General features: G+C 62.2%; 14 protein-coding genes. 9 read left to right on the forward strand and 5 right to left on the reverse strand.

Going from position 1 to position 14,446, the window contains the following annotated elements; genetic code table 11:
* Positions 1–44 precede the first annotated feature (44 nt).
* Both SC318_RS10700 and SC318_RS10705 read left to right on the forward strand, forming a co-directional pair.
* Positions 45–920: a LysR family transcriptional regulator gene (locus tag SC318_RS10700; RefSeq protein ID WP_320431214.1), complete on the forward strand. Its 876-nt coding sequence runs from the start codon at positions 45–47 to the stop codon at positions 918–920.
* Positions 921–1,000: 80 nt separating this feature from the next.
* Positions 1,001–1,387: a DoxX family protein gene (locus SC318_RS10705; RefSeq protein ID WP_320430754.1), complete on the forward strand. Its 387-nt coding sequence runs from the start codon at positions 1,001–1,003 to the stop codon at positions 1,385–1,387.
* A 154-nt stretch (positions 1,388–1,541) separates the two neighbouring features.
* Here SC318_RS10705 and SC318_RS10710 read toward each other — a convergent pair whose 3' ends face one another.
* The 3 genes from SC318_RS10710 to SC318_RS10720 form a co-directional block, all read right to left on the reverse strand.
* Positions 1,542–2,360 carry an alpha/beta fold hydrolase gene (locus tag SC318_RS10710; protein WP_320430755.1) on the reverse strand — a complete coding sequence of 273 codons (819 nt, stop codon included), beginning with the start codon at positions 2,358–2,360 and terminating at the stop codon, positions 1,542–1,544.
* Positions 2,361–2,469: 109 nt separating this feature from the next.
* Positions 2,470–3,861 carry an alginate export family protein gene (locus SC318_RS10715; RefSeq protein WP_320430756.1) on the reverse strand — a complete coding sequence of 464 codons (1,392 nt, stop codon included), beginning with the start codon at positions 3,859–3,861 and terminating at the stop codon, positions 2,470–2,472.
* Complete coding sequence (locus SC318_RS10720; RefSeq protein WP_320430757.1) at positions 3,858–4,754, reverse strand: VOC family protein; 897 nt, start codon at positions 4,752–4,754, stop codon at positions 3,858–3,860. The genes SC318_RS10715 and SC318_RS10720 overlap by 4 nt, the downstream gene beginning before the upstream one ends.
* Before the next feature lie 147 nt (positions 4,755–4,901).
* Between SC318_RS10720 and SC318_RS10725 the strand changes: the two genes are divergently transcribed.
* Positions 4,902–5,969: an NAD(P)-dependent alcohol dehydrogenase gene (locus SC318_RS10725; RefSeq protein ID WP_320431215.1), complete on the forward strand. Its 1,068-nt coding sequence runs from the start codon at positions 4,902–4,904 to the stop codon at positions 5,967–5,969.
* A gap of 810 nt (positions 5,970–6,779) precedes the next feature.
* On the opposite strand, the gene SC318_RS10730 is transcribed toward SC318_RS10725, so the two are convergent.
* Positions 6,780–7,352 (reverse strand): LuxR C-terminal-related transcriptional regulator, encoded by a 573-nt coding sequence (locus tag SC318_RS10730; protein ID WP_320430758.1) that lies wholly within the window; start codon positions 7,350–7,352, stop codon positions 6,780–6,782.
* Between the two features lie 130 nt (positions 7,353–7,482).
* On the opposite strand from SC318_RS10730, the gene SC318_RS10735 reads away from it, so the two are divergent.
* The 6 genes from SC318_RS10735 (at position 7,483) to SC318_RS10760 (ending at position 13,705) form a co-directional block, all read left to right on the forward strand.
* Positions 7,483–8,661 carry an acetyl-CoA acetyltransferase gene (locus tag SC318_RS10735; RefSeq protein ID WP_320430759.1) on the forward strand — a complete coding sequence of 393 codons (1,179 nt, stop codon included), beginning with the start codon at positions 7,483–7,485 and terminating at the stop codon, positions 8,659–8,661.
* A 3-nt stretch (positions 8,662–8,664) separates the two neighbouring features.
* Positions 8,665–10,194 (forward strand): class I adenylate-forming enzyme family protein, encoded by a 1,530-nt coding sequence (locus tag SC318_RS10740; RefSeq protein ID WP_320430760.1) that lies wholly within the window; start codon positions 8,665–8,667, stop codon positions 10,192–10,194.
* Positions 10,195–10,227: 33 nt separating this feature from the next.
* Positions 10,228–11,547, forward strand: a complete 1,320-nt coding sequence (locus SC318_RS10745; protein WP_320430761.1) for an MFS transporter — start codon at positions 10,228–10,230, stop codon at positions 11,545–11,547.
* A gap of 70 nt (positions 11,548–11,617) precedes the next feature.
* On the forward strand, positions 11,618–12,208 hold the full coding sequence (locus SC318_RS10750; RefSeq protein ID WP_320430762.1) for a histidine phosphatase family protein: 591 nt from the start codon (positions 11,618–11,620) through the stop codon (positions 12,206–12,208).
* 9 nt (positions 12,209–12,217) lie between these two features.
* Positions 12,218–12,973 carry a precorrin-6A synthase (deacetylating) gene (cobF, locus tag SC318_RS10755; protein WP_320430763.1) on the forward strand — a complete coding sequence of 252 codons (756 nt, stop codon included), beginning with the start codon at positions 12,218–12,220 and terminating at the stop codon, positions 12,971–12,973.
* A gap of 12 nt (positions 12,974–12,985) precedes the next feature.
* Positions 12,986–13,705, forward strand: a complete 720-nt coding sequence (locus tag SC318_RS10760) for an alpha/beta hydrolase (RefSeq protein ID WP_320430764.1) — start codon at positions 12,986–12,988, stop codon at positions 13,703–13,705.
* Positions 13,706–13,836: 131 nt separating this feature from the next.
* On the opposite strand, the gene SC318_RS10765 is transcribed toward SC318_RS10760, so the two are convergent.
* Positions 13,837–14,391, reverse strand: a complete 555-nt coding sequence (locus tag SC318_RS10765) for a DcrB/PsbP domain-containing protein (protein WP_320430765.1) — start codon at positions 14,389–14,391, stop codon at positions 13,837–13,839.
* Positions 14,392–14,446 lie beyond the last annotated feature (55 nt).

Here is a 14,446-nt window from a genome sequence, read left to right on the forward strand (position 1 = left end):
GAATTTGCGGCGTATCGATGCGTTTATGCAGCGGGGGGGTGATGATGAATTGGGACGATGCGCGAGTGTTTCTGGCGGTGTGCCGTGAAACCACCTTACGTGGCGCGGCGCGGGTGTTGGGTGTGGATCAGGCGACGGTCGGTCGGCGGGTCAATGCACTGGAAAAATCCCTGGGCGCGACGTTATTCCTGCGCACTTCCGAGGGTTATGCACTGACCGCCGTGGGCGAAGCTGCGTTGCTTTCGGTAGAAAAGATGGAACGCTCGGCCTTGGAGTTGCAGCGTCAGATACAAGGCCTGGATGAACGCCTCACAGGCATCGTGCGCGTCAGCACCACCGACTCCCTGGCTATCGATTTCCTGATCCCGGCCATTGCGCGCCTGCATGAGCAGCACCCGGACGTGCGCGTGCAACTGGACGCCTCCACCCAATTCCTCAGCCTGGCCAAGCGTGAAACCGACATCGCCGTGCGCAACATCCGCCCGGACAACCCGGACCTGATCGCACGGCGCATCGCCCGCTGGCCGGTGGGGCTGTTCGCGGCGCAGTCCTATATCGACCGCCACGGCCTGCCGGAACCGGGCAGCCTGTTCGAAGGCCACGACCTGGTGGTGTACCAACCCTACCTGCAAAATCAGAAAGACCTGACGTTGGCCAGCGAACCCCTGGGACGCGGGCGGATTGTCGCGACGTTGAGCTCCAGCCTGCTGGTACGCCGCGCGATCGCCGCCGGCATCGGCATTGGCGAGATCCCGGTATACACCGGCGAACGCGACGGCCTGGTCCGCCTGTGGCCGCAGCGCACGCGGCCATTGCCCTATGACGTCTGGCTGGTGACCCATGCAGACCTGCGTCATACCGCGCGGGTGCGGGTGGTGATCGATGAAATCGTTGCGGGTTTTTCAGCGTCCTCGGTGTGAGGACAGCACACCCCTGCAAGCCCGTCGTTGCGGCCAGGGCCACACTGGCAGTCAGTCATTTCGACGGACACAGGTGGCGTATGAGCGAAGCAAGAAGACAAGATATCGGGCTGTTGTTTCTGCGGGTCAGCGGGGCGCTGTTTCTGCTGTGGGTGCATGGTTTGCCCAAGCTGCTGCACTACGGCGAGCAACTGAAGCTGATCGAAGACCCGTTTCACTTGGGGGCGCCGGTCACTTTGCTGCTGGCGATATTTGCCGAGGTGCTGTGCCCGCTGCTGATCATCGCGGGGGTTTGGGCGCGCCTGGCCTGCCTGCCGATCCTGGCGGTGCTGGTGATCGCGCTGTTGGTGGTGCATCCGGAGTGGACGCTGTTCGAAGGGCAGTTTGGCTGGCTGTTGATGATCATCTTCAGCAGCATCCTCATCGCGGGGCGGGGGAGTCTGCGGCTGGGACGGCGGTTGGCCTGAGTAAGAAGGTCGGGCAAACCCTGATGCCAGTCATCCAGGGTTTTTTTTGTAGGAGCGAGCTTGCTCGCGAAGAACTCAGAGCCGCCGCGTTTATCCAGAATGAACGCGTTGCCTGGGCGTTTTTCGCGAGCAAGCTCGCTCCTACAGGGAGTACTCAGCGGTTCAGGAACGCCAGCAGGTCTTCATTGAGTGCTTGGGCGTGGGTCACGGCAAACCCGTGCGGCGCGTCCTTGTACACCTTCAGTTCGGCGCCCTTGATCATCTGGGCGGCAACCTTGCCGGTGGTTTCGAACGGCACGATCTGGTCGCCGTCACCGTGGATGACCAGGGTCGGCACGTCGATCTTGGCCATGTCCGGGCGGAAGTCGGTCTGGGAGAACGCGGTCACGCAGTCCACGGTGGATTTGAGCGAGGCTTGCAGTGCGATCTGCAGGGTCTGAGTGAGCACACCCTCCGAGACTGTCTGGCCCTGGTTGATACCAAAGAACGGCGTGTTGAAGTCGCTGATGAATTGCGCACGGTCCTTGAGCAGGCCGGCCTTGATGCCGTCGAATACGTCGTTGGGCACGCCCTGTGGGTAGTCGGGTTTCTGGCCGAAGATCGGCGTCACCGCACCGAGCAGTACCAGCGCGGCGACCCGTGCGCTGCCATGGCGCGCGATGTAGCGGGCCACATCACCGCCGCCCATGGAGAAGCCCACCAGGGTCACGTCCTTGAGGTCCAGGTGTTCGATCAACTGGGCGATATCGTCGGCGAAGGTGTCGTAGTCGTTGCCGGTCCACGGCTGGTCCGAGCGGCCAAAGCCTCGGCGGTCGAACGCAATGGTGCGAAAGCCGCGGCTGCTCAGGTATTCCATCTGGTATTCCCACATGTCGGCATCCAGCGGCCAGCCGTGGCTGAACAGCACGGGCTTGCCGCTGCCCCAATCCTTGAAATAGATCTGGGTACCGTCTTTGGCAACGAATGTGCTCATCTGAAACTCCTTTGTGCATGAACGATGGGGTGAAAAATCCGCCTTACTGCATCGAGAAAAGCCTGCGCCAAAAGCCGCCGCCCGGCTTGTATCGGTGTGCTCGGCTGAGTTACCAACTGAACTTGAGTTCCATGCCCAGGTAATTGCTATCGTGCCCGCCGGCATCGCGCAGGGTCTGGCCGACCGCGTAGTGCACGGCCTCGACCGCCCCGGTCAGGTTCGAGGTGAAAGCGTAGTCGGTGCGCAGCTGACCGTAGGCGCCGGTCCAGCGTTCACCCTGGCCCGCGGTGCCGGCGACCTGCAGGTTGGGTTGGGTGTAAACCGCGTCCGCAGTGGTTTGCCGCCACAACAAGCCGACGGCGGTTTGCACGCTGAGCTTGGCGATGGGCTTGACGGTGATCGACGGCTTGACGTGAATCAGGTTGCTGTAGCCGGTATAGCCCGCCAGGGAAAAGTAGTAGCCGTTGGGGAACAGCGGGTTGAAGGTGCCCACGGTTCCATCACCGGTTTTGCGGTCGCCGGAGGCGATGTCCAGTTGCAAGCCGAGGCGCGGTTTCCACGCCAGGCTGTCGAACGTGTAGCCGGTGCGGCTGCCGCCGGCCCAGGCGCGGATAGCCTTGTTGCCCACCGAGCCATTTTGCAGCATGGCTTCGATGTCCCAGTCGAAGCCCTGCGCCGCGCCGCCCAGGCGTGCATCGAAGAACTGGCGCGTTTCGTCGCCGTCAGCGTCCAGATAGTGCGCCGCGCTGCGCTCATACACGCCGTAGTAGGCCGACAGCTCATTCGTACCGCCCACCAGGCGCTCGACCCGCAGCAGGTGAAAGCGCGCGTCACTGTTGGACTTGTCATCGAAATGCCGGCCGTCCTGGTACTGCACCGGTTGGCTGGCAATCCCGATAAAGCGCCAATTCGACGTTTCCCAGTCGGCCCACAACGCATCGAACGACTGCCGCACATTCGGGCCGTCCCGTGACGAAATGAAGCGCTGCAAGTCGAAGGCAAAATCCTGACGGCCGATACGGCTCTTGAATGTGCCGTTGCTGAAGGTGTTCACGTACTCGGCAAAGGCCAGGCGCACATCCACGCGGTTCTGATCGGCGCCACCGACGGTGGTCTTGTCGTAGGCGCGCACGTCTTCGAGCTGGGTGAACACGCGCCAGTGCTCATTCAAGTGCAGGTCGGCGTGAACCTGGAAGCGCTGGATCAGGTAGCGATCACGGGCCACGTTCTTCACGCCGAAACCGCTGGCGTCATTCATCTCGAAGCGCTCGCGCAAGGTCGCGCCCAGGGACAGGTAGGTGAACGGGTTGGCGCCCGACAACGGGATGTACTTGAGGTTATCCAGCGGCTGCGTGCGCAGCGCCGGATCCTTGAGCACCGACCAGTCTTCCTGCCAGCGATTGGCCTTGATCGCCGGTCGGCTCGGTTGATCGTCGGCATGGACGCTACCGACGAGCAGCGGCCACAGCACGGCCAGGCTCCAGCCTGTGTGACGAATCATTTTGCCGCGGTGAGCTGGTGAATTTCCGCGACATAACCGCCGGGGAATTCGACCAGTGCACTGCGCCGGCCTTTGCTGTCGAACGCCGGCACCAGCACCTTGGCCCCTGAAGCGTTGGCCTTGCCTAGGGTGGCGGCCAGGTCGCTGACCTGATAACCGGTGGTGTCGTGGCCGAACGGGTAGGGCAGTTGGCCGTTGGTGACCAGCACCGCCATGCGCCCGAAGGCTGACTCGATCTCGACGCGACGATAATTGCCGTTCGCCTGGCCCACATCGGCCGCAGGGGCGTGCTTGTCGTCGCTCACGATTTTGCCGTGGGAGAAACCGAGAAACGCCTTGATAAAGCGCTCGGCGCTGTCGTTGGACACGTACACGCGGTTTTCCGGAACGGTCTCGAACGCCGCGTAATCCGGAGTCTTGGTGTGCCAGTAGAGCTGCATGTTCACACCGCCCGGCCACTGCACCACGGCGTCACGGCCGATGGGGTCGGGAAAATCGCTGACGATCACATCGGCGCCATTGTCCCGCGCCGCCTTGAGGGCCACGTCCATGTCCTTGACCAGATAGCCGTTGCGCTCCTGGCCGAACGGGTGTGGCACGGGCGTGGTAAAGCCGAACAGCGAAACCGTGCCCGCCGGGGTCTGCAGCAATTGCGAGGTGGTGCTGCTCGGCACCGGCAGCACATTCACCACCACCTGGGGCGTGCTCTTGCCGCCGAACGTGGCCAGGAAGCTCTGGGCGAAACGGTCGACATCGGCCGGCGCGACATACACATGGCTGGTGTCGTATTGCGGCGCGACCGCTACGCTTGGGGTGGCAGCCAAAGCGCTGTTCATCACTGCGCTTGCCAACAGCGTCAATGCCACGGATATCTTGATTGCTTTGTTACGCATGCCCATTCTCCAGCGCTTCTGCGGGTTCGAAAGCCGTGAGGTTAGGGCGCAGGAGGCAGTGGGAATTGTATGGACGTGCTCGGTTGAACGTTTCAGCGGCCAGGCATGTCCACCGAACTCTTCCGTCAGATCACACAGGTGAACGAAATGGCCAAGACTTACAGCTATGCCGCTCGGGACTCCAAGGATTCGCTCAAACCCTTTACTTTCGAGCGCCGTGCCCCCGGCTCGGATGACGTACAGATCGACATTCTGTATTGCGGCGTGTGCCATTCAGACCTGCACACGGCCCGTAACGAGTGGAACAACACCCTTTACCCGTCGGTGCCCGGCCATGAAATTGTCGGCCGCGTGACGGCAGTGGGCGCCAATGTGAAGAAATTCAAGGTGGGTGACCTGGCGGGCGTTGGCTGCATGGTCGACAGCTGCCAGCACTGCGCATCCTGCGCCGAGGGCGAGGAGCAGTATTGCGAGAACGGCTTTACCGGGACCTATAACGGGCCTCTGTTCGGTGGCGAGAACACCTACGGCGGCTATTCGGACAACATTGTGGTCAAGGAGCAGTTCGTACTGCGTATTTCCCACGATGACTCGAACCTGGCGGCGGTGGCGCCGTTGCTGTGTGCCGGGATTACCACGTATTCGCCGCTGCATCACTGGAAGGTTGGGCCGGGCAAGAAGGTTGGGGTGGTCGGGCTTGGGGGGCTTGGGCACATGGCGGTGAAGATTGCTCATGCGATGGGGGCGCATGTGACGTTGTTTACCACGTCGCCGAACAAGCGTGAGGATGGGTTGCGCTTGGGGGCTGATCAGGTGGTGGTGTCGAAGAATGCCGACGAGATGGCCAAGGTGGTCAACAGCCTGGACTTTATTCTCAATACGGTGGCTGCGCCGCATGATCTTGATGCGTTTGTCAGTTTGCTCAAGCGGGATGGGACGATGACGTTGGTGGGGGCGCCGGACAGTCCGCATCCTTCGCCTGCGGTGTTCAACTTGATCTTCAAACGTCGCAGTTTGGCGGGGTCTCTGATTGGTGGGATTCAGGAGACTCAGGAGATGCTGGATTTTTGCGCTGAGCATGGGATTGTTTCGGATGTTGAGATGATTGATATCCAGGGGATCAATGAGGCGTATGAGCGGATGCTGAAGGGGGATGTGAAGTATCGGTTTGTGATTGATATGGAGAGTTTGAAGAGGGAGAGTCGGGTGGCTTGATCCAGTTGGGTTGGATTGAGTACATATCCGTTGCTGCGGTAATGGCGGCTTATGGTTCCGCTCTTACAGCGGGTCACTTTGGAAAAGCCCCAAAGTAACCAAAGGGCTTTTGCCCCACCACTCGGCACCTCGCCCAGGCTCGGTGTGCCCGAACGCGGGCTTGAATCCGTGGGCCGCCGCCATGCGCCATCCATGGCGCAGGGCGGCTAACCCGGCGTCCTGCCGGGTTACCCACGAATTCAAGCCCGCGTTCGGCCAGCGTGGTTTAACGGGGCGACCGAGATCAAAAGCAAAAGCAACAGCGACTCGCTGCGCATCGTAGATAGGTAAGAATCAGCGCCGTACTGTGGCGAGGGAGCTTGCTCCCGCTGGGGCGCGAAGCGGCCCTCGCTCTTCAAGACTGGGCCTGCTCCGCAGTCCAGCGGGAGCAAGCTCCCTCACCACAGGTTATTTGATTGGCTGAGCGGTCGCGCACCCTCCACTGACCAGGTCGGCTCTAAGGCCGCCTTGCTTTTGCTTTTGATCTTAAGCGCCCCGTTAAACCACGCTGGCCGGAATACGACAGTGATTTGGGGGGTAAACCGGCAGGACGCCGGTTTAGCCGCCCCGCGCCATGGATGGCGCGTGGCGGCGGCCCCCCAAATCACTGTCGGATTACGGGCACACCGAGCGTGAGCGAGGTGCCGAGTGGTGGGGCAAGAGCCCTTTGGTTACTTTGGGGCTTTTCCAAAGTGACCCGCTGTAAGAGCGGAACCCTAAGCCGCCGTTACCTAAATAACGGATATGTACCCGATCAACTCCAATCCAACATCAGGCCACCATGATGATCTTGGACACCAACTCCACCACCGTCTTGGCCTGCAACTTCCTCATCAATCGCGCCCGATGCACCTCCACCGTCCGGTGCGAAATCCCCAGCCGCAGCGCAATCTCCTTGGACTTGAGCCCATTGACAATGTGCATGGCAATTTCCCGCTCCCGCGGCGTAAGGTCCCCCGTGCCCTGATGGGTACGGTCCAGCCGCTCAAAATGCCAGATCATCAGTTTGAACGGATCCCTGGGCGTAAGCGTGTAGCCATGGGACTTGGCCCAGAACACCTCACCGTTGCGATGCTGCATAAAACGCTCGTCGGAATAAAACCCGTTGTCGCTGTCGAGCAACCAATCATGGCTGCGCTTGCCGATGGCCTGGTAGTCGGCCTGGGACGGGTAGATCAGCAGGGTCAAGTGATTGAGCAACGTCTCGCGGGTGTAGCCGAACAGATTGAGGAACGCGTCGTTGCAGTCGAGCATCACGCGGTTGCTGGTGACCAGCTGCGGAGCGGGGGACAGCTTGAACGCCAGGCGTTCGAGGTCTTGGAGGGGCTGGGTAAACACGGTCATGGGGCATCCTGCCTCGTTGTTCAACTCACTGGCAGACTACTTATCCATGTAAGTAGTTACACGAATTGGCGCGCGACCAGAGGTGAGTCATTGTAGGGAAAATCCGGTTCAAGAACAGAAGAAACTGATTATGCCTGCTGATTGCGTGTCTATCGTTGCCGCTGGTCATTCGCGTTTTGGTCGCCTGGAAGGCACCACGCTGGAGGATCTGATTGTCCAGGTCACGCGCGAGGCCCTCAGCGATGCCGCCCTCGATGCGTCGCAGATCGACGCGCTGTTCCTCGGTCATTTTAATTCCGGGCTGGTGCCCGATGGGTTTGCCGCTTCGTTGCTGCTGCAGGCCGACCCAGGGTTGCGCTTCAAGCCGGCCACGCGCTGTGAGAACGCTTGTGCGTCCGGTTCGGCGGCGATCCAGGCCGGGGTCAATGCGATCCTGTCCGGCAGTGCCGAGTTGGTGCTGGTGGTGGGGGCCGAGAAAATGACCCACACCTCAACGGCCGCCGTCACCCAGGCGCTGGCCGGTGCTGGTTACCAGAACGATGCGGCCGAAGCCGGCTTGAGTTTCCCGCAGTTGTTCGGCCGCGCCGCTCGCCAATATGCCGAGCGTTACCACTGCCCGCTGGGCTCGATGGCGGCGATTGCCACCAAGAACCACTCCAATGCCATGGCCAACCCGTTGGCGCAGATGCACCGGGAGATGAATTTCGAACACTGCAACAACGTGTCCCAGAGCAATCCTTTCGTGGCCGAGTCGCTGCGCCTCACTGATTGTTCGTTGATCAGCGATGGTGCGGCGGCGATTGTGTTGGCCTCGCCCAAGCGCGCGCGGGCGTTCCGCCGCGATGTGCAGATCCGTGCGATGACCCAGGTCAACGACACCTTGCCCATCGCCCAGCGCGACATCCTGGCGTTTGAGGGGCCGCAGCGGGCGATTCATTCGGCGTTGCGCGGGGCGAATGTGACCCTGGCGGACCTGAGCTTCGCCGAGGTGCACGATTGCTTCACCATCGCCGAATTGCTGATCTATGAAGCCATGGGCCTGGCGCCCAAGGGCGAGGGGCACCGTGTGCTCGACAGTGGCGTGGTGCGCGCTGGCGGGCGCCTGCCGGTGAACCTTTCCGGCGGACTCAAGGCCAAGGGCCATCCCGTCGGCGCCACCGGTGTGTCGATGCATGCCCTGGCGTTCCGGCAGTTGACCGGCGAGCCGATTGGTCTGGCGGTGCCCAATGCGGAGTTCGGGCTGGTGTTCAACATGGGCGGCATGGCGGTGGCCAACTACGCCTCGGTCCTGCATGCGCGCCGGTACTGAGCCATGAACATCGCCAACTGGCTGCACGATACCCAGCGTCGAGCCCCGCAACGCCCGGCCCTGTTCGAGGGCGTCCGGCAAGTGGCCGACTACGCCACCTTCACCGCCCATGTGCGCCAGCGCGCCGCGCACCTGGTGGACCAGCACGGCTTGCAGCCAGGCGATGCGGTGGCGGTGCTGATGAAAAACAGCTGCGACTACCTGGAATTGCTCTACGCCATCTGGTGGATGGGCGCGGTAGCGGTTCCGATCAACGCCAAACTGCACCCGACCGAAGCGGCGTGGATCGCCGATAACGCCGAGGCCCGCTTGATCTTTACCGATGGCGGGCGGGTATTTTCATCGCGGGATCTGCCGGTGCGCTGCACTGAACGGGATGGTCACGTGCTGCCGCCGAACCGCGGCTGGCCGACCCTGGAGCAACCGGTGCCGCGCCGGGACCACGACCTTGCCTGGCTGTTCTACACCTCCGGCACCACCGGACGTTCCAAAGGCGTGATGCTGTCCCATGGCAACCTGATCGCGATGTCGTTGTGTTACGCCACCGATGTCGACCCGGTCAGCGCCGACGATGCCGCGCTGTACGCCGCGCCGATGTCCCATGGCGCCGGGCTCTACAACTTCATTCATGTACGCTGCGGCGCGCGGCATGTGGTGCCTGCGTCAAACGGCTTTGACGCCGCCGAACTGTTTGGCCTGGCGGCCGAACTGGGCCGTGTTTCATTGTTTGCCGCGCCCACCATGGTCAAGCGCATGGTCGAGCAGGCGCGACGTCAGGACTATGCCGGCGAAGGCATCAAGACCATCGTCTACGGCGGCGGCCCGATGTACCTGGCCGACTTGCGCGACGCCGTCGACACGTTCGGCGCCCGCCTGGTGCAGATCTACGGCCAGGGCGAGAGCCCGATGACCATCAGCGTGCTGCCCCGTGACCTGATCGCCGACCGCCAGCGCCCCGACTGGGCAACCCTGGCGGCGTCGGTGGGCTACGCGCAGGCCTGCGTGGACATCCGCATCCTGGATACCCACCACCAACCGTTGCCGACCGGCGAGCGCGGTGAAATCGCGGTGCGCGGCGCCACGGTGATGCAGGGTTATTGGCGTAACCCGCAGGCCACCGCTCAAACCCTGGTCGATGGCTGGCTGCTCACCGGCGATATCGGGTTTCTCGACTCCGCCGGCTACCTGACCCTCACGGATCGCTCCAAGGACGTGATCATCAGCGGCGGCAGCAATGTGTACCCGCGTGAGGTCGAGGAAGTGCTGGCCCAGCATCCGGAGGTGTTTGAGGTATGCGTGGTGGGTGAGCCGGACCCGCAATGGGGCGAGTCGGTGGTCGCGTTCGTGGTGACGCGCAGTGGCGAGCCCCTCGACGAAGGCGATCTTACGGCCTGGTTTCTGTCGCGCATGGCGTCGTTCAAGAAACCGAAGAAATATGTATGGCGCAGCGATTTGCCCAAGAACAGCTACGGCAAGGTGCTCAAGACCGACTTGCGGCAGTGGTTAAAAGCAGCGACTATCGCCGCGCTTTAACATGGATCGACAAACAGACAAGGAGTCCCCTCGATGGGCAATCACGCGCAAGACACCGTCCGCAAGCGCCGCCGCGCGTTTCTCGGTGCCACCTCCGGCCACTTGATCGAGTGGTACGACTACGGCGTCTACGGCTTTCTTGCCGTGTATATCGGCCAGGCGTTCTTCGTCTCCGACGACCCCACCACCAGCCTGCTGGCCAGTTTTGCCGCGTTCGCCCTGAGCTTCTTCATCCGCCCGTTGGGCGGGCTGTTCTTCGGCCCGCTGGCGGACAAGATCGGCCGACGCAAAACCCTGATCATGGCGCTGGTGATGATGACCGGCTCCACGGTGATGCTGGGCTTGCTGCCGACCTACGCCACCCTGGGCATCGCCGCCCCGATCCTGCTGATCCTGGTGCGCTGTGTGCAAGGCTTCTCGGCCGGCGGTGAGATCGGTACGGCAACCAGCTTCATTTCCGAATACGCCGGCCCCGGCCGACGTGGCTTTGCCACCTGCTGGCTGATGGTCACGGCCGTGCTTGGCCTGTTGCTGGGCGGCGCCGTGGCCAACGGCATGACTTGGGTGCTGGGCGCCGACGTCATGCAGGAATGGGCCTGGCGCGTGCCGTTCCTGATCGCCGCGCCCCTGGGCTTCATCTCCATGTACATCCGCCTCAAGCTCGAAGACAGCCCTGAGTTCCTCGCCTTGCAGCGCGCCGGGCAAACTTCCCGTGCACCGCTGCGTGAAGTCTGGCAGTGGAAGCGCGCCATCGCTCTGGTGTTCTTCATCATCACCTTGCACAGCTCGATCTTCTACCTGGTGCTGACCTTCGCCTCGACTTACATGGCCAAGATCCTCAAGTTCGACAGCGGTACCACCTTGCTTTACGTCTTCGTCGCCAGTTTCTCGGCTGCCTTCGTCATGCCGTTCGGCGGCGCGTTCACCGATAAGTACGGGCGCAAGCCGTTCCTGATGGTGATCGGCGCACTGGCGACCCTGGCGATGTTCTGGCTGTTCAAGATGGCCCCGACCGCCACGCCGGCGACGTTCTTTGCGCCACTGATGGCGGTGGCGATCCTGTTCGGCCTGTACGCCTCGTCCACCTACGCACTGATGAGCGAACTGCTGCCCACGCGCATCCGTTCCACCGGAATCGCCGTGGCCTACAACGTGCCGGTTGCGGTGTTTGGCGGCAGCGCGCCGCTGATCTCCACCTGGCTGATCAAGGTGACCGATGACATCACCTCGCCGTGGTACTTCTATGTGGCGACCGGGGTGGTGTCGCTCATCGCCTTGGTGTTGCTGCGCAAGGAGGACTTTGTGGCCAGCGGCACTCCGGTGCCAGTGCCTGCGGGGGCGGCATTGGCCTAACGGGTGGGGCGTTGCATCGGCGCTCCAACTGCGCCAGGCTTGGTAGCCTCATCCTTTCGGAATGATTTGCGTGCAGGCTACCCGTTTGACCCTGATCTGCCATGCGGCCACGCCGTCGCTGAAACACGCGCGCTTTGCCGATGACGAGTCGCTGCTGATGGACTGGCAAGGCGCGGCGTTGTCTTTATCGGGCCGATATCCCGCGTCCGCGCATCTGCTGTGCGGGCCGGAGGCGCGAACGCGGCAGACGGCCGGTTTGTTCGGTGAACAGCCGCGCATCGAACCGGCCCTGCGCGACGTGGACCTGGGGCGCTGGAAAGGCCAGGCTCTGCGCGACCTCGATAGCGGCGAACTGAACGCCTGGCTCACCGACAGCGCCCATGCGCCCCATGGCGGCGAGTCGGTGGAGCAGCTGTGCACGCGGGTCGGGCTTTGGATGAAGTCCCTTGAGAGCGAGCCTGGTCATGTACTGGCGGTGACCCACCCGTTCGTGATCCGCGCCGCGCTGCTCTACGTCATGCAGTGCCCGATCTCGATGTTCTCCCTGATCGACGTGGAACCGCTGTCGCGCACCGAACTGCGCTTCAACGCGGTGTGGCGCCTGCGCCTGGAGACTCACGCCTTGGACCCTGATCATGGCAAAATTCACGCCCCGCACTGAGAGCAACCCATGAAACGCATCCTGATCATCGGCATTGGCGCCGGCAACCCTGACTACATCACGATGCAGGCCGTGAAGGCGCTGAACCGCACCGACGTGTTTTTCCTGATGGACAAGGGCCAGAGCAAGGACAAGCTGATCGACCTGCGCCGCGAAATCTGCGAAACCTACATCACCGAACCCGGCTATCGCTTCGTTGAGGCGGACTGCCCTGAGCGCGTGCGCGGCGACATCGACTACACCACCGCCGTGCGCGACCTGAACCGCGACAAGCAGCACACCTTCGAACGCATGATCAACGAGGAAATGGCCGACGGCGAAGTAGGGGCGTTTCTGGCCTGGGGCGACCCGGCGTTGTATGACAGCACCATCCGCATTTTGCAGGCGATCCTTGCCGAGGGCCGCTGTGAATTCGAATTCGAGGTGATCCCCGGTATCACCAGTGTGCAGGCGCTGGCGGCGCAGCATAAGGTGGTGTTGAACCGTATCGGCAAGTCCGTTGAGATCACCACCGGGCGCCGCCTGGCGGCGGGGCAGGCGAGTGATGCCGACACCCTGGTGGTGATGCTCGATGCCGAAGACTCCTACCGCAGCGTGGCGGATCAGGACATGGATATCTATTGGGGCGCCTACCTGGGCACGCCGGACGAGATTCTCATCAGCGGCAAAGTCGCTGAGGTCGCCGAACACATCCAACGCGTGCGCAAGGCTGCGCGGCTCGCCAATGGCTGGATCATGGACACCTATATGTTGCGCAAACCCTGAGGGAGGGTTCCTATGTTCAAACTGCTCGCGCTCGCGCTGACCTTGCTGGCCGGCGTCGCCCATGCCGATTCCGACCTGCATACCGACCTGCCGCTGTCGTACCTGGAGCAGACCCAGGGCGATGCACGCAACCAACCGCTGGTGATTTTCCTGCATGGTTTTGGCAGCAACGAAGAGGACCTGTTCGGCATCAAGGATGCGCTGCCTTCGACCTGGACCTACCTGTCGGTGCGTGCGCCGATGCCGGTGGAGCCGCGCGGCTATCGCTGGTTTACCAAGACCCCCGGTGACGGTGATTACGATGGGGTGACGGCCGATCTGCAAAGCAGCGCCAGGCTGATTGAAGACTTTGTCGGCAAGGCCACCGCCAAGTACCACACCCAAAGTGATCGGGTGTTCCTGGTGGGGTTCAGCCAGGGGGCGATCATGTCCTATGAGGTGGGCTTGCGCAGGCCCGAGCTGCTGCGCGGGATTGCGGCGCTGAGCGGCAGCGTGTTGCCGGTGCTCAAGGCTGAGCTCAAGCCGAATGAGGCGCTGGGGAAGCTGGCGATCTTCATCGGGCACGGCACCTTGGACCAGGCGCTGCCGTATGCGTCAGGGACGCGGGCCAATGAGGTGCTGCAAGGGATTGGCTTGAAGCCGCAGTTTCATGGTTATCCGGGGATGAACCATACGATCAGCGAGGCGGAAATCCAGGACCTGAAGGCCTGGCTGGAAGAAAGCCTCAAATAAGCACGGTATGAAAATGTGGGAGGGGGCTTGCCCCCGATGGCGGTATTTCAGTCGCAGATGTATCGACTGATCCACCGCTATCGGGGGCAAGCCCCCTCCCACATTGGTTTTATGTCGCTTGGAAGATTGGCTTACTTGCCGCCGGTAATCTGCTTGACCAGTGCCGCATGGCCCTTCACATCGTCGGCCCGGGAAATCGCCTGGATCACCAGCAGGTGATTGCCCGAACCACCGAGAAAGGTGGAGTTCAAGGTCTTGCCACCGCCTTGCGTGGCGGTGCTGTCGACCTGGCGCAGGCCAAGGCCCTTGAAGGTCAGTTTTTTCTCGTTCAGTTTCTTGAAGTCGGGCAGGGCGGCGCTCTGGTTCTTGACGAAATCGTTCACCGCGCCATCAAGAAATTTTGCGTCGTTATCCTGGATCGTGACCCCGTCGTTGCGCACGGTTTCGGCGACGATCACCACACTTTTCGTGGTGGCGTTGGCGTACAGGGTGCCTTGGGTATCGGCGGTGCCGTCTTCAGCCTTGCCGGAAGGCAGGGCATCGGCGGTGTAGGCCTTGGGCAAGCTGAAGGTGAACTTGCCGCCCAGGGTAGAGAGGGTTTGCGTGGCCGGTTTGGCGGCGGCAAGTACGCTGCCGGCGGTCAGCGCGAGGGCCAGCAGGACTGCAGTCTTGGTGAAAGTGGCCATGAAGCGCTCCAGAGATGAACGAAATTGCGGCGTATTCTGTCAGAAAATTCGCAAT

The sequence above is a fragment of the Pseudomonas sp. MUP55 genome (assembly GCF_034043515.1).
Classification (GTDB): Bacteria; Pseudomonadota; Gammaproteobacteria; order Pseudomonadales; family Pseudomonadaceae; genus Aquipseudomonas.